This is a genomic window from Methylobacterium sp. D48H, from assembly GCF_053345715.1.
The window spans coordinates 130396-148084 of record NZ_JBKFAP010000009.1 but is presented as its reverse complement, the minus strand read 5'-3'; the positions used below and the strand labels follow the sequence as shown (position 1 = coordinate 148084).

Sequence of the window (17689 nt, the reverse complement as noted above, 5' to 3'; positions counted from 1 at the left end):
CGCGGATGCCAGTCGGGATCGGGATCGGACGCGGGGATCCCCTGCGTCCCGCGGTGACGCGGACCGCGCGCTTCTCGGGGCCCGAGGGCTTCCATCCGGGCGCCCTCTGGCTCGCCGCGGCGGCGCCGCTCCTGGCGACCCTCCTCCTCCTCGTCCGGCTCGCGGCCTGAGGGGAAGCCTGCGCCGACCGGTCCTAGCCTCAGCGGGTGCCGGTCGCGTCCGGCGCCCGCGAGGTCTCGGAGGCGCGGTGCGTCTCGGGCGCGGCCTCCGAGCGCAGCATCACGGGCGGGAACAGGGCCGCCAGACCCGCGGCCACGCCGTACAGGACGGGGTCGGCGTTCGCTCCCGCTTCGGGCGGACGGAGATCGCTGGTCAGCTTCGTGCGCCGGCGGGCATCGCGCGCGTTCGCGAGCATCTGTCCGCGTCTCCGTTGTTCGCTTGTTCGAAACGGTCAATGCCGCGTTCCGCGTTTCGTTGCCGCGGACGTCCGATATTTCTCCCGGCCCTCGATCGCGGCCGATTCTCAGCCGCGGCGCCGGAGGATCGGCACGGACCGACCGTCCGGCAGCGGGCAGGCGGCCGGGACGACCTCGACGATCGACGCGCTCGGACAGCGCGCCCGGCAGCCCTCGGCCGCCGCGATCTGATCGCCGCCGCAGGCGTCGGCGAAGCAGAAGGTCCCGAGATCCTCGCACGTCGCCCGGAACCGGCCCAGCGCCGCCGGCCCCCGCAGGTCCGCGGCCCCGGCCCCCTGCGTCAGCAGGAGAAGCGTCAGACCGATCAGGGCCGGGAGGCGTGCCATCTCTGTCTCCGATCCGGGTCGCGACCGCTTGCGGAGCCAGCCTAGCATTGGCAGCCTGGACGCGCCGTACCATTCCCGCGACACGTGCCGCGCGTCATCTGTCGCGATCCCGGCCGCGCCGCGCGGCCGATACCACCGCTCTTCCGTGAAAGGCCGCCATGCCGCTCTACGCCCTCGACGAGCACGTCCCCGACCTCGCCGACCCGGCCCGGGTCTGGATCGCGCCCGACGCGCAGGTGATCGGCCGGGTGCATCTCGGCCTCGATGTCGGCATCTGGTTCGGCGCGGCCCTGCGCGGCGACAACGAGCCGATCCGCATCGGCGACCGCACCAACGTCCAGGAAGGCGTGATCATGCACGTCGATCCCGGCTTCCCCCTCGTGATCGGGACCGACGTCACGATCGGGCACGGCGCGATCGTGCACGGCTGCACCATCGGGGACGGCAGCCTCGTCGGCATGGGGGCGACGGTTCTGAACGGGGCCCGGATCGGCCGCGGCTGCCTCGTCGGCGCCAACGCGCTGGTCACCGAGGGCAAGGAGTTCCCGGATCACAGCCTGATCGTCGGGGCGCCGGCCAAGGCCGTGCGCACCCTCGACGAGGCCGCGATCGAGGGTCTGCGGCAGGCCGCCCTGCGCTACGTGGAGAATGCCCGGCGCTACCGGGCCGGGCTGCGCCGCATCGACGGCTGACGGCCCGGGCCGCTCCCGGGCGGGAGCGGCCGGTCAGCCCTTACTTCTTGGCCTTGCCGCGCTCGATCGCTTCCTCGATCAGCCGGTGGGCCTCCTCCTTGTCGCCCCAGCGGACGAACTTGACCCACTTGCCGGGCTCGAGATCCTTGTAGTGCTCGAAGAAGTGCTGGATCTGCTGAATCGTGATGTCGGGCAGGTCGGTGTAGTTCTCGACCCGGTCGTAGCGCTTGGTCAGGTGGCGCGAGGGCACCGCGATGATCTTCTCGTCCTCGCCGCCCTCGTCCTGCATCACCATCACGCCCACGGGACGCGCGCTGATGATCGCGCCCGGCAGCACGGCGCGGGTGTTGGCCACCAGCACGTCGCAGGGATCGCCGTCGCCCGACAGCGTGTGGGGGATGAAGCCGTAATTGCCCGGGTAGAACATCGGCGTGTACAGGAACCGGTCGACGACCAGCGCGCCGGATTCCTTGTCCATCTCGTACTTGATCGGCTCGCCGCCGAGCGGCACCTCGACGATCACGTTGACGTCGTGCGGCGGCTTCTTGCCGAGCGGGATGGCGTCGATCTTCATGGCGTGTCGCTTCCGGAATGCGGTCTCGTCCGCTTCCCGGATCTCTTAGAGGCGCCGCCTGGCAAAGCAAATCAGTCGATGGTACGGCCCGGCAACGAGCGCTGGAAAACGTTAGCCGAAGAGAAACCCGACCTTCGGGAGCGGGAGGCCCGCCACGCGGTCCAGCACCCGCGGGCCGGCGACGCCGCCGAGCCCCTCGTAGAAGGCGCTGGCGCGGGCGTTGTCCTCCAGGCTCCACACGCCGAGCCGCGCGAGGCCGTGATCCGCGAGGTCGTTGCGCACCGCCCGGAACAGGCGCCGGCCCAGGCCGACGCCCTGGTACTCCGGAAGCAGGTAGAGTTCGTCGATCTCGGCCTCGGTCCCGAGGGACCGGCTGCGCGTCCGCCCGTAGGCCGCGTAGCCGACGACGAGCTCGCCCGTCTCGACCACCGCGATCGGCCGGCCGCGGCGCAGGGCGCCCCGCCACCACGCCCGGTCCCGGGTCGAGATCAGCCGCTCCAGGGCGACGCCCGGGATGATGCCGCGATAGGCCTCGCGCCACGACGCGTCGAACACCTTGGACAAGCCGCCGAGGTCGGCCTCGCGGGCCCGGCGGATGCTCGTGGTGCGCGTGCTCATGGGCCTCGGGCCTCCCATCGTCCGACCGGCGGATAACTCGCGCGGTCCGCGCAGGTTCGATGCCGATCCGGGCGGAGTGAAGGCAAGAACGGCGCCGGATCGCGTCGGTGTGTGGTCGACCGTGTGCCGGTCGGGGGCTGGGCCCGCGAATTGCCGGGCCGCCGGGTGGCTGGTAGAGCCCGGGCTCGTTCCCTCGGCAGCCCGGCCTTGTTCAACCGCTTCCTCAAGCCCGAGACGCGCTACGCGCGCCGCATGGCCCGGATCGCCCGCTTCGAGCGGCCGATCGCCGGCCCCGGCGACCGGCTGATGGCCTGGGCCAGCATGCTGCTGATGGACCACGGCGTGTTCCGCCTCGCCTACCTCAACCGGCACCGGGTCGGCACCGGCGCCGTCTGGCGCTCGGCCCAGCCCGGTCCCCACCAACTCGCCCGCTTCCGGGCCGAGGGCGTGCGGACGATCATCTCCCTGCGCGGCGGGCGCGAGCACGGGTCCTGGCCGCTGCAGCGCGAGGCCTGCGAGCGCCACGGCCTCAAGCTCGTCGAGTTCGTGCTCCGCTCGCGGGAGGCGCCGGACCGCGCCACCATCCTCGGCGCCAAGGCGTTCTTCGCCGGCATCGAGTACCCGGCCGTGATGCACTGCAAGTCCGGCGCCGACCGGGCCGGCCTCGCCTCGGCCCTGTACCTGATCCTGCACGAGGGCCGCCCGGTGGCCGAGGCCGCCCGGCAGCTCTCCGCCCGCTACGGCCATCTCCGCTTCGCCAAGACCGGGATCCTCGACGCGTTCTTCGCCCGCTACCGCGTCGAGGGCGAGGCGAAGGGCCTCGACTTCCTGACCTGGGTCGAGACCGTCTACGATCCCGAGGCGCTCAAGCGGGATTTCCGGCCGGGCTTCTGGTCGGATCTGGCCGCCGACCGTATCCTGCGGCGGGAGTGAGGATCACTCCGCGGGCGGCCGCGCCGCCTCGCGGAACGGGTGGGCCGGGTAGGTCCCGATCACCCGCAACTCGCGCGAGAAGAAGCCGAGCTCGTCCAGCGCGCGGCGGAGGCCCGTATCCTCCGGATGGCCGTCGACCTCGGCGTAGAACTGCGTGGCGGTGAACTCGCCGTCGACCATGTAGCTCTCGAGCTTCGACATGTTGACGCCGTTGGTCGCGAAGCCGCCGAGCGCCTTGTAGAGGGCGGCCGGGATGTTGCGGACGCGGAACACGAAGCTCGTCACGCAGGGCTCGGCGCCCTGGGCGACTGGCTCGGGCTCGGGGGAGAACACCACGAACCGGGTGGTGTTGTGCGCCTCGTCCTCGACGTCGCGCTCGAGGATGTCCAGGCCGTAGACCTCGGCGGCGAGAGCGGGCGCCAGGGCCGCCCGGCTCGGATCGCCGATCTCGGCGATCTCGCGGGCTGCCCCGGCGGTGTCGCCGGCGACCACGGCCTTCAGGCCCAGCCGGCGGATGATGCGGCGGCACTGGCCCAGCGCGTGGACGTGGCTGTGGACGCTCCTCAGCGCCTCGAGCTTCGTGCCCGGCAGGACCATCAGCTGGAAGTGGATCGGCAGGAAGTGCTCGGCCACGATGTGCAGCGGCGAGATCGGGATCAGGTGGTGGATGTCGGCGACGCGGCCCGCGATCGAGTTCTCGATCGGGATCATCGCCCGCTGCGCGCGCCCCTCCGTCACCGCCGCGAAGGCGTCCTCGAAGGTCGGGCAGGGCAGCGGCGTCCAGTCCGGGTAGGCTTCCGCGCAGATGATGTGCGAGTTGGCCCCGGGCTCACCCTGGTAGGCGATGGTGCGGTCGGTCATGGCGGCGCGGATTCGTTCGTCGGGTCAGTTCAGTCGCCGGCCCTGCAGCAGGGCGCGGGCCCGTTCCAGGTCGGCGGGGGTGTCGACGCCCAGCGGCAGGTCGTCGACGATGGCGACGTCGATGCGCATGCCGGCCTCGAGGGCCCGCAGCTGCTCCAGCTTCTCCCGCACCTCCAGCTCGCCGGGCGGCAGGGCCACGAACCGGCTGAGCGCCGTGCGCCGGTAGGCGTACAGGCCGATATGGTGCCAGAGGGGCCCGTCGCCCCAGGGCGCGCGGGCGCGGGTGAAGTAGAGGGCGCGCAGGCGCCCGGGACCGACCGCGTGGCCGACGAGCTTGACCACGTTGGGGTTGTCGGCCTCGTGCGGATCGGTGATCGGCGCGCAGAGGGTGACGATGTCGACGGTGCGGTCGGCGAGCGGCGCGACGGAGGCGCCGATGATCGCCGGGTCGATGGTCGGCAGGTCGCCCTGCACGTTGACGACCACGTCGTGGCGGCCCTCCGGATCGACGATCTCCAGGGCCTCGGCGAGGCGGTCGGAGCCCGACGGGTGGTCGGCCCGGGTCATCACCGCGAGGCCGCCCGCGGCCTCGACCGTGCGGGCGATCTCCGCCGTGTCGGTGGCGACCACCACCGGGCCGATCCCGGCCTCGACGGCGCGGCGCCAAACGTGGACGATCATGGCCTCGCCGGCGATGTCGGCCAGCGGCTTGTTCGGCAGGCGGGTCGCGGCGAGGCGCGCCGGGATCAGGACCAGGGGATCGGACATCGAGATTCGGATCCGGATGCGCGGATCGAGCGGCCGCGACGGGAGGCGGCCGGCTGCTTAACAGGCCGGCCTCCGGTTGTCGTCCCCCGGGAACGGGCCTGCGGAAACGGGCCGGGCCGCGGTGGAGAAAAGGTGCCACCCGGTGACAAGCTGGACAATTCGGTGGAACAATCCTGCGCCGGAGCGACGCGGAACGCCCCTGCGGCATTGTCAGGAGCGGCCCGGAACCGCTAAGGCAACCTCGAAATCTTCCAATGTCCGGTGTCCGAGCCCGCTCGCCCGTGTCAGGCGCGCGTTCGGCACGGCCGAGTTGCGAGAAGAGCATGAACTCGTTCGAGGTGAACAAGGTCCTGGGTGCGGTCCTCGGCGCCCTTCTGTTCGCGGCCGGATCGGGTTTCGTCGCCGAATTGATCTACCACCCGAAGCCGGCGGGCAATGCCGGCTACGACCTGCCCGAGCCGCAGCCCGAGGCCGCCGCGGCGGCGCCCGAGGCCAAGGTCGAGCCGATCGCCGTCCGCCTCGCCAGCGCCAATGCCGAGAAGGGCGAGGCCGGCACCAAGGCCTGTCACGCCTGCCACAGCTTCGAGAAGGGCGGCCCGAACAAGGTCGGCCCCGACCTGTACGGCATCGTCGAGCGGCCGAAGGGCGCGCATGCGGGCTTCGACTACTCGGCGGCCATGAAGGAGAAGGGCGGCACCTGGACCTACGCCGACCTCGACGAGTTCCTGACGAACCCGAAGGCCTACGTGAAGGGCACCAAGATGGCCTACGCGGGCATCGCGGCGCCGCAGGAGCGGGCCAACGTCATCGCCTACCTGCGGACGCTAGCCGAATCGCCGAAGCCGCTGCCGGCCGTCGAGAAGACCGACGCCGCGCCGGCGGCCGCGCCCGCCGCGGCCAAGCCCGAGGACAAGCCCGCCGCCGACAAGCCGTCCGCCGACAAGCCCGCCGCCAACAAGGCGTCCGAGGGTAAGGACAGCCCGGCCAAGCCCGCCGATACCGGCACCGCCAAGCCGGTCGAGGCGAAGTCGCCCGGCAGCCCGCGCACGACCGGCGAGTCGAGCGACCGCAACGCGCCGGCTCCCCCGGCCAGCGCCCACGACAGCGACCAGCAGGGGCAGCCCTCGAGCCTGATCCCCGCCGAGCCGACCGCGCCGACGGCGCCGGCCGCCAAGGAGCCGGCCGCGAAGGCCAATCCCGAGGCGGTCGAGCGGGCGAAGGATCTGGAGGTCGGCGGCCCGACCAAGGATCTGAACGCTCCGCTGCCGACCCCGCAGCCGCTGCCGAAGGAGTAGACGGCACGGCCGGGTGCGGGGCCGGGCACGGTCCCGCCCCTCGCGTGCCTGGCGCGTTCCGCCGGCATGGCTCCGGGCGTGGCCCTTGCTCTAAGGCGGCTGCGCCCCGGCATCCGGCCGGATCGAGAACCGCGTAGGGCCCCTTGACTGATCGAAGTCCCGCCGTGCCGGAGCGCCGGGCCCCCCTGCCGCTCCTCGTCGCCGTGACCATGACCGGGACGGTGGCGCTGCACATCTTCGTGCCGGCGCTGGCGGCGGCGGCCGTCGACCTCGGCACCAACGCCGCCGGCGCGCAGCTGACGATCACCGTCTACCTGATCGGGCTCGCGGGCGGTCAGCTCCTCTACGGGCCGCTCTCGGACCGGTACGGGCGGCGCCCGATCCTGATCGGGGGACTCGGCCTCTACCTCGCCGGCCTGCTGCTCGCGATCCCCGCGCCGAATATCGGGATCCTGCTCGTCGCCCGCGTCCTGCAGTCCCTCGGCGCCTGCGGCTCGCTGGTGATCGGCCGGGCGATGGTCCGCGACGTCTCGACCCGCGAGGACGCCGCCCGGAAGCTCGCGATCCTCACCACCGCGATGACGCTCACGCCCGCGCTGGCCCCGGCGATCGGCGGCGTGGTGAACGAGGCCTTCGGCTGGCGCGCGGTGTTCGTGGTGCTGGCCGGCCTCGTCGCCGTGCTGGGCGCGCTCGTGGTCTTCACCCTGCCCGAGACCAACCGCCACAAGGTGGCGTTGCCGGGCTTCGTCGCCGTCCTGTCCGGCTACCTGCGGCTGGTGCGGGTCCCGGTGTTCCGGGCCTACTTGGTGGCGGGGGCCTGCGGCGGCACCAGCCTGTACGCGTTCCTGGCGGTGGCGCCGTTCCTCCTCGTGGACCGGCTCGGGCGCTCCTCGCAGGAGGTGGGCTTCGACTGCCTGATCGTCGTGTTCGGCATGGTCGGCGGCGCCGTCCTGGCGAGCCGGCTCGCCGCCCGGGTGCCGATCCGCAAGGCGGCGCGGAGCGGCAACCTCCTCTGCATCGGGGCGGCGCTGTCGCTGCTGGTCGTGGACCGCACCGGCATGCTCGGCGTGGTCAGCCTGATCGTGCCGCTCTTCGTCTACGCGGTGGGCGTCGGTCTGCTCAGCCCCAACGCGGTGGCGGGGCTGATGAACGTCGACCCGCACGCCGCCGGGTCGGCCTCCAGCCTCTACGGCTTTACCCAGATGACGTTCGGGGCGCTGTTCACGGCCGCCGCCTCCGCGTGGCCGGCGACCTCGGCGACGCCGGTGGCGCTGGCGCTGCTCGCGGCCGGGCTGATCGCCGCGCTGGCGCTCCGGCGGGCCTGAACCGGGTTTCGAACGGTCGAGCGCCGGCCCTGGAGGCGCTCGCTGCTCGGCGGAGCCGTCGGCCCTCTCCGTCATCGCGAGCGCAGCGAAGCGACCCAGGGTCAGCGCGCCCTCCGTAAGTGTGGCGCTACTGGATTGCTTCGCTTCGCTCGCAATGACGGCGGCTGCGTGTGGGTTGCGCTGAGCCATTCACGCGCATGCAGAAGACCAGCCCGGTGCGGATCGAAATCACCGTCGGAGAGCTGAGGCACGCCCGTCGGGCCCCGTTTCAGGTCCTGACCGCCTCGATCGGGCCCGTCACGCCCGCACGGAACTCCTCGGCCAGTTCCAGCCACAGCAGGCGCGCCGGGTCGACCGGCCCCGGCAGGCTCAGGCGCCCGGGCGGAACCGGCGTGAACCCGAAGCGGGCGTAGTAGGGCGCGTCGCCGACGAGGATCACCAGACCGTCGCCCGCCCGCCGCGCCCCCTCGATCGCCGCGCGGGTCAGGGTGCCGCCGATGCCGCGGCCCTCGAAGCTCGGATCGACCGCCAGGGGGCCGAGCATCACGAAGGGCGTCGCCCCGGTCCGCACCGGTCCCATTCGGACCGAGCCGACGAGGAAGCTGCCGACCGAGGCGGTGATGCCGAGATCGATCCGCTCGGCCGCGCCCTCGCGGAGGCGGTACGCGGTGCGGGCGAAGCGGCCGGGGCCGAAGGCCCGGGCATGGAGGCGCTCGATGGCGGGGGCATCCTCCGGCCGCTCCGGCCGGATGACGAGGGACAGATCGGTCACGGGGTACTCGCGGGTCGGACGGGCGCCGCGTAGCAGCGCCGGGCCGGACCCGCAAACCGTCGCGCTACTCGGCGGCGGCCAGGGCGGGCCGCGCGCCGCCCTGCGTCAGCCTCAGGAAGCCCAGGGCCGCGAGCCAGATCACCGCGCCGCAGGCGGAGGCGGCGCCGAGGACCAGCGCGAAGCCGCCGCGGTCGTGCAGGAGGGCGATCGCCGGCACCACGAAGCCGCTCGCCGTGAAGCCGACGAAGTAGCGCACGCTGTAGGCGCGGGCCCGGTAGGCGGGCGGCACGTAGCGGGCGATCATCGCGTCGTTGATCACCACCTGCCCGTAGATCGCCGTCATGGCGAGGACGAGCCCGGCGAGCAGCGGCAGGCCGGTGGAGACGGCCGCGATCCCGAGCCCGAGCGGCTGCAGCACCGACAGGGCCACGAACAGGGACGGCAGGCTGTAGCGGTCGATCAGCCGGCCCATGGCGAGCTGCATCAGGGCGCCGAACAGGAAGACGCCGGTGGTGATCGAGCCGGTCAGCGCCAGGGGCAGCGCCTGCCCGACGCCCTCGTCGATCACCTTGGGCAGGCTGATCGTCGTCAGGTTGAAGGTCAGGCCGCCCGCGAAGATCGACAGGGCGAACATCGCCATGAGCGCCCACGGCCGGGTCACCGGGATCACGGCCGCGCCGCCGGCCTTCCGGCCCGCGGCGTCGCCGTCCCCCGGGACCAGGGCCACGAAGGCGGCCCCGCAGGCGAGGCAGACGAGGCCGGGAACGATGAAGGCCGCGCGCCAGCTGACCGCGGCGGCGAGCAGCGCGGTCAGGCCGGAGGCCGAGGCCGCGCCGAGATTGCCCCAGACGCCGTTGATGCCGAGATCGTGCCCGAGCCGGCGCGCATGGGTCACCAGCATGGCCGAGCCGACCGGGTGGTAGATCGCCGAGGCGAGCCCGAGGACGCAGAGCCAGAGGGCGAAGCCCAGCGGCGTCGAGGCGCTCGCGACACCCAGGCAGGACAGGCCGTAGCCGAAGAAGAACACCGCCAGCATGTTGCGCCGCCCGAACCGGTCGGCCAGCGAGCCCATCGGCAGCGAGCACAGGCCGAAGGCCACGAAGGCGCCGGTGGCGAGCCCGATCAGCTCGCCGTAGCCGAGCCCGGTCTGGGCCGCGATGGCGATGACCGCGGTCGGGTAGATCAGCAGCACGAAATGGTCGAGGGCGTGCGCGACGTTGACGAAGCGCAGGGTGCGGCGGGACAGCGTGTCCGAATCCATCGCGGCGTATCCTCCGGGACGGCATGCTGATAGCCTGACCCGATGGCGGTGTTGGGCCGGATATGTACGCGAACGGGCCAATCTCGACGGAGGCGCGCGGCGCCGCGGGGCGGTCGACCGAGGCGGCCGACTATCAGGACGTGCCCCGCCCGGTCGCGGTGATGCCCAAGACCTACGCGGCCGGGATGCACCTCGCACGGCACTTCCATCCCCGCGCGCAGCTGCTCTACGCCACGTCCGGGCTGATGATGGCGTTCGCGGAGGACGGCACCTGGGTGGTTCCCGAGGGGCACGCCCTCTGGATCCCGCCGCTTCTGCCGCACGCGGTCGCGACCCACGGGGCTGTCGCGATGTGCTCCGCCTATCTCGATCCCGCCGCGGTCCGGTCCTTCCCGGCGAGTTGCCGGGTGATCGCGGTGTCGCGGCTCCTCGCCGCCGCGCTCACCGCCCTGGCGGAGGAGCCGGTGCTCTACGCGGAGGCGGGTCGCGGCGGCCACCTCGCCGCCCTCGTGCTCGACGAGATCGGCCGGGCCCCCGCGACGCCGCTCGCTCTGCCGCTCCCCCGCGACCCGCGCCTGCGCCGCGTCTGCCTCGCGCTGATCGAGGATCCGGCCTCGGAGGCCGATCTCGACGCCTGGGCCGACCGTGCCGGCGCGAGTCGGCGCACGCTCACGCGCGGGTTCCGCGCGGAGACCGGTCTCAGCTTCGGCGACTGGCGGGCGAGAGCCCGCGTGATCCGGGCGCTGGCGCTGGCGGCCGAGGGGCGGCCGCCGCGGGCGGTCGCGGCGGCCGTGGGCTACCGGAGCGCGCAGGCGCTGCGCACGACCGTGGCGCGGGTGCTCGGCGCCGCGCGTCCGCTCCGCGGCGGGTCGGCGTGAGCGCCGCTTAGGCTGCCTGCCGGGGCTCCTCGAAGAGCTCGTCGGCCGGGCCGAAGAACTCGAACTTCACCCGCTCGGCCGGGACGCCGCGGCGCAGCAGGCCGGTGGCGAGATCCCGCAGGAACGGCTTGGGACCGCACAGGTAGTAGGTCGCGCGGTCGTGCGGCGTGTGCTCCGCGAGCCAGTCCGCCGTGATCAGGCCCTGGACGTCGTAGTGCTCACCCGGCCGGTCCGCGGCTTCGGGCTCCGCGTAGAACGTCACGAGCGTCGCGGCGCGGGCCCGCGCCGCGAGCGCCCGGGCGTGGTCGCGCAGGGCGTGGACGCGGCCGAACAGGGCGCCGTGGACGTACCAGGTCGGCCGGTCCGGGCTGTCCGCCGCGATGGTCTCGAGCATGCTGATCATCGGGGTCAGCCCGACGCCGCCGCTGACCAGCACCACGGGCGCGTCACTTTCGGTGTCGAGGCTGAAGTCGCCCGCCGGTGCGGCGACCTTCAGCACGGTGCCGGGCCGCGCGTGGTCGTGCAGCCAGTTCGAGGCGATCCCGGCCGGACGGCCCGGCGCCGCCTCGCGCTTGACGGTGATGCGGTAGGCCCGGTCGCTCGGCGCGCAGGACACCGAGTAGTTCCGCTTCAGCACACCGCGGCCCGGCAGGTCCAGGAGGAAGCCGAGATACTGGCCCGGCCGATGCCGCAGCACCGGGCCACCGTCGGCCGGCACGAGGACGAAGGAGCGGATCGTCTCGCTCTCTTGGGTCACGCTGTCGACCACGAAGTCGCGCCAGCCGTTCCAGCCGCCCGGCTTGGAGGCATGGTCGCGGTAGATCGCGGCCTCCCGGCCGATCAGCAGTTCCGCCAGGAACCAGTAGGCCTCCCCCCAGGCCGTGGCGATCTCCGGCGTGGCGGCCTCGCCGAGGACATCCCCGATCGCGCCGAGGAGGGCGTCGGCCACGTGCGGGTAGTGCTCCGGCAGGATGTTCAGGGCGACGTGCTTCTGCGCGATGCGCTCGACCGCGCCCGCCAGGACGCCGAGATTGTCGATGTTGCGGGCGTAGGCGAGCACGGCCTGGGCCAGGGCCTTCGGCTGAGAGCCGGTCTCGCCGTGATGGGACTGGTTGAAGAGGTCGCGGATCTCGGCGTTCTCGAAGAGGCGCTCGTACATGCGCTTCGTGATGGTGAGGCCGTGGGCCTCCAGGGCCGGCACGGTGGCCTTGATGAGAGCGACGGTGGCGGGGGAGAGGGGCGCGGGCATGGCACAGCTCAAAAGGTGCATACGACATGCTTCTTTTAGCGCCCCCTCGAAAAGATGCAAGTGAAATACATCTTATAGGGACGATGCCTGTTCGCCTGCCAGCGGTGGCGCCGGTCCGCAGCTGCGCGTACGGACTCGAACCGCGGCGGACATCGCATCGCCCCACGGCAGGGATCGTCTTCTGGAGTTGAGATGCGCCTGACCCGCTACACGGATTACGCGTTGCGCACGCTGATCTACGTCGGGCTCCACGAGCCCGAGCAGAGTTCGATCGCCGGGATCGCGCGCGCCTACGGCATCTCGGAGAACCACCTGACCAAGGTGGTCCACCAGCTGGGTCGGCTCGGCCTGATCCGGACGACCCGCGGCCGGGGCGGCGGCCTTCGGCTGGCGAAGCCGCCGGAGGAGATCGTCGTCGGTGCGGTGGTGCGCCAGACCGAGGACGACCTGGCGCTGGTCGAGTGTTTCGGCGGCGGCGCCTGCGCCATCACGGCCCCGTGCCGGCTCCGGCGGGTGCTGGGCGAGGCCCTGGCGGCGTTCCTCGCCGTCCTCGACCGCTACACCCTGGCGGACCTCCTCGGCGCGCCGGACGGCGACGCCATCGCGGCGCTGCTGGGCCTGGCCGGCCCCCCGCGCGACGAGCCGCCGGTGCCGGCCGGCGCCGCGAGCCTCCCGGAGGCCTGAGGATCCGCGCGCCGCGCGGTCAGGTCGCCCGCGCCGAGAAATCGATCCGCGGGTCGATCCAGACGTAGATCAGGTCGGACAGCAGGTTCACCGCGAGCCCGAGCAGCGAGAAGATGTAGAGCGTTGCGAATACCACCGGATAGTCGCGCCCGACGATCGCCCGGAACGACAGCTCGCCCAGGCCGTCGAGGGAGAAGATCGTCTCGATGAGCAGCGAGCCGGTGAAGAAGGCCGAGATGAAGGCGCCCGGAAAGCCCGCGATCACGATCAGCATCGCGTTGCGGAACACGTGCCCGTAGAGCACGCGCCGCTCGGAGAGCCCCTTCATCCGCGCGGTCAGCACGTACTGCTTGCGGATCTCGTCGAGGAACGAGTTCTTGGTCAGCAGGGTCGAGGTGGCGAAGGCGCCTATCACCAGGGCGGTCAGCGGCAGCACCATGTGCCACGCGTAATCGGTCACCTTGTGCCAGGGCGAGAAGCTCTCCCAACCCTCGCTGGTCAGGCCGCGCAGCGGGAACCACTGGTAGAACGAGCCGCCGGCGAACAGGATGATGAGCATCAGCCCGAACATGAAGCCCGGGATCGCGTAGCCGATGATCACCACGAAGGAGGTCGCGCGGTCGAAGCGCGTGCCGTCCGCCACGGCCTTGCGGATGCCGAGCGGGATCGAGATCGCGTAGGACAGCAGCGTCATCCACAGGCCCAGCGAGATCGAGACCGGCAGCCGCTCCTTGATCAGCTGGATGACCGTGACGTCGCGGAAGTAGCTGCGGCCGAAATCGAACCGGACGTAGTCCCAGAGCATCTTGGCGAAGCGCTCGGGCGCCGGCTTGTCGAAGCCGAACTGCTTCTCGAGCTTGGCGATGAATTCCGGGCTCAACCCCTGGGCGCCGCGGTAGCGGGAGCTGGCGTCGCCGCCGCCGCCCGATGGCCGGCTGGCGCCGCCGAGGTCGCCCGAGCCGCCGGTGACGCGGGACATGGCCCCGTCGCGCTGGCCCTGGAGCTGCGACAGCACCCGCTCCACCGGTCCGCCGGGGGCGAATTGCACGATGGTGAAGGTGATCAGCATGATCCCGAACAGGGTCGGGATCATCAGGCCGATGCGGCGCAGGATGTAGGCGAGCATGGCGTCAGTCCCGCCCGATCCGCTTGGCCTTGTCGGCGTCGAACCACCACGTCCCGGGGGCGCCTAGGTCGTATTTCGGCGGGGTCGCCGGGCGGCCGTACACGTCCCAGAGGGCGAGGCGATGGGTCGAGGCGTACCACATCGGCACCCAGTAGCGCCCGGCCCGCAGGACCCGGTCCAGCGCCCGGCAGGCGGTGGTCAGGTCCGCCCGCGACGTCGCGTCGGCGACGGCGGTGAGCAGCGCGTCGATCGCCGGGCTCGCGATCCCCGACAGGTTGTTGGAGCCCGCGGTCCCGGCGGAGCGGGACCCGTAGGTCTCGCGCAGCTCCGCGCCGGGGGTGAGCCCGCTGCTGTAGCGGCGCGGTGTGACGTCGAAGTCGAAATCCTTCAGCCGCGCCTGGTACTGAGAAGGGTCGACCGTGCGCAGGCTCGCCTTGATGCCGAGCAGCCCCAGGTTGCGGATGAAGGGCTGCGTGACCGCCTGGAAGACCGGATCCTCGTCGAGGAACTCGAGGGTCAGGGGCTGGCCGCCGGGCAGCAGCAGGTTGCCGCCCTGGCGGGTGCAGCCGGCCTCCCGCAGGAGCGCGTCGGCGCGCTTCAGCAGCGCCCGGTCCTGGCCGGACCCGTCGGAGACCGGCGGCGCCCAGGCCTCGCCGAACACCTCGGGCGGCAAGTCCTTGAGCGGCTCCAGCAGGGCGAGCTCCTCGGCCGAGGGCTTGCCGGTCGCCTTGAGGTCGGAATTCTCGAAGAACGAGGCCGTGCGCGCGTAGGCGCCGTACATCAGGTTGCGGTTCGACCACTCGAAATCGAAGCACAGGCCGATCGCCTCGCGCACCCGCGGGTCGCGGAACGCCGCGCGCCGGGTGTTGATCCACCAGCCCTGCGTGCCGCTCGGCCGCGCGTCCGGCACCGTCTCGCGGACGACGCGGCCCTCGGTCATCGCCGGGAAGTCGTAGCCGGTCGCCCAGACCCGGGCGGTGAACTCCTCGCGGAACGTGAAGGCACCGCTCTTGAACGCCTCGAAGGCCACGGTGCGGTCGCGGAAATACTCGTAGCGGATCGCGTCGAAGTTGTTCTGGCCGACATTCACCGGCAGCTCGGCGGCCCAGTAATCCGGGACGCGCTCCAGGCCGATGGACCGGCCCGGATCGACGGTGCCGACCCGGTAGGGACCGGAGCCGAGCGGCGCCTCCAAGGTCGAGGCCTCGAAGTCCCGGCCGGCGTAGTAGGCGGCGGAGAAGAGCGGCAGCTGCGCGACGAACAGCGGCAGGTCCCGGGCGCGGCCCGGCTCGAAGGTCACCACGAGCCGCCCGTCGCCCTCGGCCCGGGCGTCGGTCATGGGCCGGATCACCTCGGCGATCTCGGGGTGGCCCTTGTCGCGCAGGAGCTTGAGGCTGAAGGCCGCGTCCCGCGCGGTCAGCGGCGAGCCGTCGTGGAACCGCGCCTGCGGGCGCAGCGCGAAGGTGTAGGTCAGGCCGTCCGGGCTGACCGTGACGGCGCGCGCCGCCAGCCCGTAGAGGGCGTCCGGCTCGTCGAGGGCGCGGACCATCAGGCTGTCGAAGGTCAGAGGCATGCCGGCGGCCCCGTCGCCGCGCAGCACGTAGATGTTGAGCGTGTTGAAGGTGTTGAGCGACTGATTGCCGGTCGTCGCGGCGAGCTGCGCCGAGAAGCGCCCGCCGCGGGGCGCCATCGGGTTCACGTAGTCGAAATGCGCGAAGTCCGGGCCGTATTTGAGCTCGCCGAAGCTGGACAGGCCGTGGCGCTCCTGCGCGTCGGCCGCCCGGGCGGGGCGCCACGGCGGCATCGCCGCGAGCGCGCCGGCCCCGAGGACCAGCCCGCGCCGGGTCGGCATCCCGGGCGCCCCCGTCAACGGGGCGCCCCGGTCTTGGCCGCGAGCGTCTCGTCGTACCACCACGTCGTCGGGAAGCCGGAGCTGGCGTAGAGCGGCAGGATCGCCGGGTGGCCGAACCGGTTCCAGCGCAGTGTCCGCTGCTGGTCGGAGGACCATTGCGGGACGACGTAGTCGTGGGCGAGGAGCACCCGGTCCAGGGCCCGGGTCGCCGCGATCACGGTGTGCCGGTCCTTGGCGAAGATCACCGTCTCGATCAGGGCGTCGATGCCGGGATCCTTGATCCCGATCAGGTTGCGCGAGCCGGGCTTGTCGGCCGCGGCCGAGCCCCAGTACTCGCGCTGCTCGTTGCCGGGCGAGAGCGACTCGCCCCACGACGCCGTAGTGACGTCGAAGTCGAAGTTGCGGATGCGGTTCTGATACTGCGCCTGGTCGATGACCCGCAGGGTGGCGTCGATGCCGATCAGCTTCAGCTGCGCCGAGAACGGCAGGATGACCCGCTCGAAGGTGTTCTGGAACTCCACGAACTCGACGGTCAGCGGCTCGCCGGTCGCCTTGCTGACCATCTTGCCGCCGCGCAGCTCGTAGCCGGCCTCGCGCAGCAGGCCGACGGCCTCGCGGAGGTTCCTGCGCACCGCCTCGGGGCCGTCGTTGACCGGGTTGGCGTAGGGGGTGGTGAAGACCGAGGCCGGGACCTTGTCCCTGACGCTCTCGAGGATCGCCTTCTCCTCGCCCTCCGGCAGGCCCGATGACGCCAGCTCCGAGCCGAAGAAGTAGGAGTTGATTCGCTTGTACAGGCCGTAGAACAGCGCCTTGTTCATCTCCTCGTAGTTCATCGCGAGGTTGAACGCCCGGCGGACGCGCGGGTCCCTGAACTTGTCCCGGCGCGTGTTGAAGGCGAAGGCCTGCATGATGCCCATGCCGCGCTCGGGGAACGCCTCCTTGATCAGCCGGCCCTCCTTCACGGCCGGGAAATCCTCGTAGGCGGTCGCCCAATTGCGGGCGATGTTCTCGACGCGGAAATCGTAGAGGTCGCCCTTCAGCGCCTCGACCAGCACGGTGCCGTCGCGGAAATACTCGTAGCGCTCGGTGTCGAAGTTATAGCGACCGGCATTCACCGGCAGGTCCTTGCCCCAGTAATCGGGCACGCGGGTGTAGGTGGTGGTGCGGCCCGGCTCGAACTTCGCGAGGCGGTAGGGGCCCGAGCCCAGCGGCGGCTCCAGGGTCGTCTCGGTGACGCTGCGCGCCTTGCCGTTGGAATCCGTGGCGGTCCACCAGTGCTTGGGCAGGACGCGGAGCTGCCCGATCACCTGCGGCAGCTCGCGGTTGCCGGTCTCGGTGAAGGTGAAGGTCACCTCGCGCGGCCCGGTCACCTCGGCCTTGGCCACGGTCTGGTAGTAGGCGGCGTAGAACGGGCTGTTGGCCTTCAGCACGTCGAAGGACCAGACCACATCCTCGGGCGTGATCGGCTTGCCGTCGTGCCAGCGGGCGTTCTCGCGCAGCCGGTACGAGACCGAGCCGAGATCGGGGGCGATCCGCACCGCCTCGGCGAGCAGGCCGTAGGAGGTGAACGGCTCGTCCGACGACTCGGTCATCAGCGGATCGTAGATCTGCTGGATGCCGTTCTCGAGGTCGCCCTTCAGGCCGGCGACGACGATGTTGAAATTGTCGAACCCGCCCTGGGCCCCGAACCGGACCATGCCGCCCTTGGGGGCTGCCGGGTCGGCGTAGTCGAAATGCTTGAAGTCCGGGCCGTATTTCGGCTGGCCCATCAGCGTGATCGCGTGGGTCCACTGGCCGTTGGCGGCCGGCAGGGTGGCCGGCACGGCAGGCGGCGTCGACGGCATCGCGGCCGGTTCCTGCGCACGGGCCGGGGCGAGCTGGAGGCAGGCGACGAGGAGTGTCGCGGCGAGGAGGCGTCCAGTCACGGTCTGCGCTGTCACGGGCAGGCTGTCTCCGTTGGTTCGAGCCCGCGCCGGACGCGGACTCTCTCGACATGTAA

Annotated in this window: 19 protein-coding genes; 7 read left to right on the top strand and 12 right to left on the bottom strand. The window is 72.0% G+C overall.

From position 1 onward, the window contains the following. The first annotated feature begins 5 nt into the window (after positions 1-5). Positions 6-170, top strand: a complete 165-nt coding sequence (locus ACLBX8_RS17085) for a hypothetical protein (RefSeq protein ID WP_170862923.1) — start codon at positions 6-8, stop codon at positions 168-170. 29 nt (positions 171-199) lie between these two features. On the opposite strand, the gene ACLBX8_RS17080 is transcribed toward ACLBX8_RS17085, so the two are convergent. Together ACLBX8_RS17080 and ACLBX8_RS17075 are read right to left on the bottom strand one after the other, a co-directional pair. Beyond that, complete coding sequence (locus tag ACLBX8_RS17080) at positions 200-415, bottom strand: hypothetical protein (RefSeq protein WP_091679600.1); 216 nt, start codon at positions 413-415, stop codon at positions 200-202. A 108-nt stretch (positions 416-523) separates the two neighbouring features. Beyond that, positions 524-802 (bottom strand): hypothetical protein, encoded by a 279-nt coding sequence (locus ACLBX8_RS17075; RefSeq protein ID WP_020092644.1) that lies wholly within the window; start codon positions 800-802, stop codon positions 524-526. Between the two features lie 158 nt (positions 803-960). Between ACLBX8_RS17075 and ACLBX8_RS17070 the strand changes: the two genes are divergently transcribed. After that, on the top strand, positions 961-1494 hold the full coding sequence (locus ACLBX8_RS17070) for a gamma carbonic anhydrase family protein (protein WP_020092643.1): 534 nt from the start codon (positions 961-963) through the stop codon (positions 1492-1494). Positions 1495-1534: 40 nt separating this feature from the next. Here ACLBX8_RS17070 and ppa read toward each other — a convergent pair whose 3' ends face one another. Both ppa and ACLBX8_RS17060 read right to left on the bottom strand, forming a co-directional pair. After that, positions 1535-2068, bottom strand: a complete 534-nt coding sequence (ppa, locus tag ACLBX8_RS17065) for an inorganic diphosphatase (RefSeq protein WP_020092642.1) — start codon at positions 2066-2068, stop codon at positions 1535-1537. 111 nt (positions 2069-2179) lie between these two features. Then, positions 2180-2686 (bottom strand): GNAT family N-acetyltransferase, encoded by a 507-nt coding sequence (locus ACLBX8_RS17060; RefSeq protein WP_056525909.1) that lies wholly within the window; start codon positions 2684-2686, stop codon positions 2180-2182. Positions 2687-2893: 207 nt separating this feature from the next. Between ACLBX8_RS17060 and ACLBX8_RS17055 the strand changes: the two genes are divergently transcribed. Then, the gene (locus tag ACLBX8_RS17055) at positions 2894-3619 is read left to right on the top strand and encodes a tyrosine-protein phosphatase (RefSeq protein ID WP_091926161.1); all 726 of its coding nucleotides are present in this window, start codon (positions 2894-2896) and stop codon (positions 3617-3619) included. A gap of 3 nt (positions 3620-3622) precedes the next feature. Here ACLBX8_RS17055 and ACLBX8_RS17050 read toward each other — a convergent pair whose 3' ends face one another. Both ACLBX8_RS17050 and ACLBX8_RS17045 read right to left on the bottom strand, forming a co-directional pair. Then, positions 3623-4480: a prephenate dehydratase gene (locus ACLBX8_RS17050; protein ID WP_020092639.1), complete on the bottom strand. Its 858-nt coding sequence runs from the start codon at positions 4478-4480 to the stop codon at positions 3623-3625. A 24-nt stretch (positions 4481-4504) separates the two neighbouring features. Beyond that, complete coding sequence (locus ACLBX8_RS17045; RefSeq protein WP_447715548.1) at positions 4505-5248, bottom strand: 3-deoxy-manno-octulosonate cytidylyltransferase; 744 nt, start codon at positions 5246-5248, stop codon at positions 4505-4507. A 323-nt stretch (positions 5249-5571) separates the two neighbouring features. On the opposite strand from ACLBX8_RS17045, the gene ACLBX8_RS17040 reads away from it, so the two are divergent. Together ACLBX8_RS17040 and ACLBX8_RS17035 are read left to right on the top strand one after the other, a co-directional pair. Continuing rightward, on the top strand, positions 5572-6543 hold the full coding sequence (locus ACLBX8_RS17040; RefSeq protein WP_447699462.1) for a c-type cytochrome: 972 nt from the start codon (positions 5572-5574) through the stop codon (positions 6541-6543). Positions 6544-6707: 164 nt separating this feature from the next. Further along, positions 6708-7868 carry a multidrug effflux MFS transporter gene (locus ACLBX8_RS17035; protein WP_447699498.1) on the top strand — a complete coding sequence of 387 codons (1161 nt, stop codon included), beginning with the start codon at positions 6708-6710 and terminating at the stop codon, positions 7866-7868. A 268-nt stretch (positions 7869-8136) separates the two neighbouring features. Here ACLBX8_RS17035 and ACLBX8_RS17030 read toward each other — a convergent pair whose 3' ends face one another. Both ACLBX8_RS17030 and ACLBX8_RS17025 read right to left on the bottom strand, forming a co-directional pair. Further along, the gene (locus ACLBX8_RS17030) at positions 8137-8640 is read right to left on the bottom strand and encodes a GNAT family N-acetyltransferase (RefSeq protein WP_447699461.1); all 504 of its coding nucleotides are present in this window, start codon (positions 8638-8640) and stop codon (positions 8137-8139) included. 64 nt (positions 8641-8704) lie between these two features. Further along, the gene (locus tag ACLBX8_RS17025; protein ID WP_447699460.1) at positions 8705-9901 is read right to left on the bottom strand and encodes an MFS transporter; all 1197 of its coding nucleotides are present in this window, start codon (positions 9899-9901) and stop codon (positions 8705-8707) included. 62 nt (positions 9902-9963) lie between these two features. On the opposite strand from ACLBX8_RS17025, the gene ACLBX8_RS17020 reads away from it, so the two are divergent. Continuing rightward, positions 9964-10779, top strand: coding sequence for a helix-turn-helix domain-containing protein (locus tag ACLBX8_RS17020; protein ID WP_447699459.1), 816 nt, complete (start codon positions 9964-9966; stop codon positions 10777-10779). 7 nt (positions 10780-10786) lie between these two features. Here ACLBX8_RS17020 and hmpA read toward each other — a convergent pair whose 3' ends face one another. Further along, entirely contained in the window at positions 10787-12028 is a 1242-nt protein-coding gene (gene hmpA, locus ACLBX8_RS17015) for an NO-inducible flavohemoprotein (RefSeq protein ID WP_020092632.1), read from the bottom strand. A 192-nt stretch (positions 12029-12220) separates the two neighbouring features. Between hmpA and ACLBX8_RS17010 the strand changes: the two genes are divergently transcribed. Next, on the top strand, positions 12221-12712 hold the full coding sequence (locus tag ACLBX8_RS17010) for an Rrf2 family transcriptional regulator (RefSeq protein WP_447699458.1): 492 nt from the start codon (positions 12221-12223) through the stop codon (positions 12710-12712). Positions 12713-12731: 19 nt separating this feature from the next. Here the strand turns inward: ACLBX8_RS17010 and ACLBX8_RS17005 are convergent, their stop codons facing one another. Genes ACLBX8_RS17005 through ACLBX8_RS16995 form a run of 3 tightly spaced genes read right to left on the bottom strand, consistent with a single transcriptional unit; the run spans position 12732 to position 17630 of the window. Next, positions 12732-13838, bottom strand: a complete 1107-nt coding sequence (locus ACLBX8_RS17005) for a microcin C ABC transporter permease YejB (protein WP_132367173.1) — start codon at positions 13836-13838, stop codon at positions 12732-12734. A gap of 4 nt (positions 13839-13842) precedes the next feature. After that, positions 13843-15690, bottom strand: coding sequence for an extracellular solute-binding protein (locus ACLBX8_RS17000; RefSeq protein WP_447715547.1), 1848 nt, complete (start codon positions 15688-15690; stop codon positions 13843-13845). A gap of 14 nt (positions 15691-15704) precedes the next feature. Further along, positions 15705-17630, bottom strand: a complete 1926-nt coding sequence (locus ACLBX8_RS16995; protein WP_447699456.1) for an extracellular solute-binding protein — start codon at positions 17628-17630, stop codon at positions 15705-15707. Positions 17631-17689: the final 59 nt, after the last annotated feature.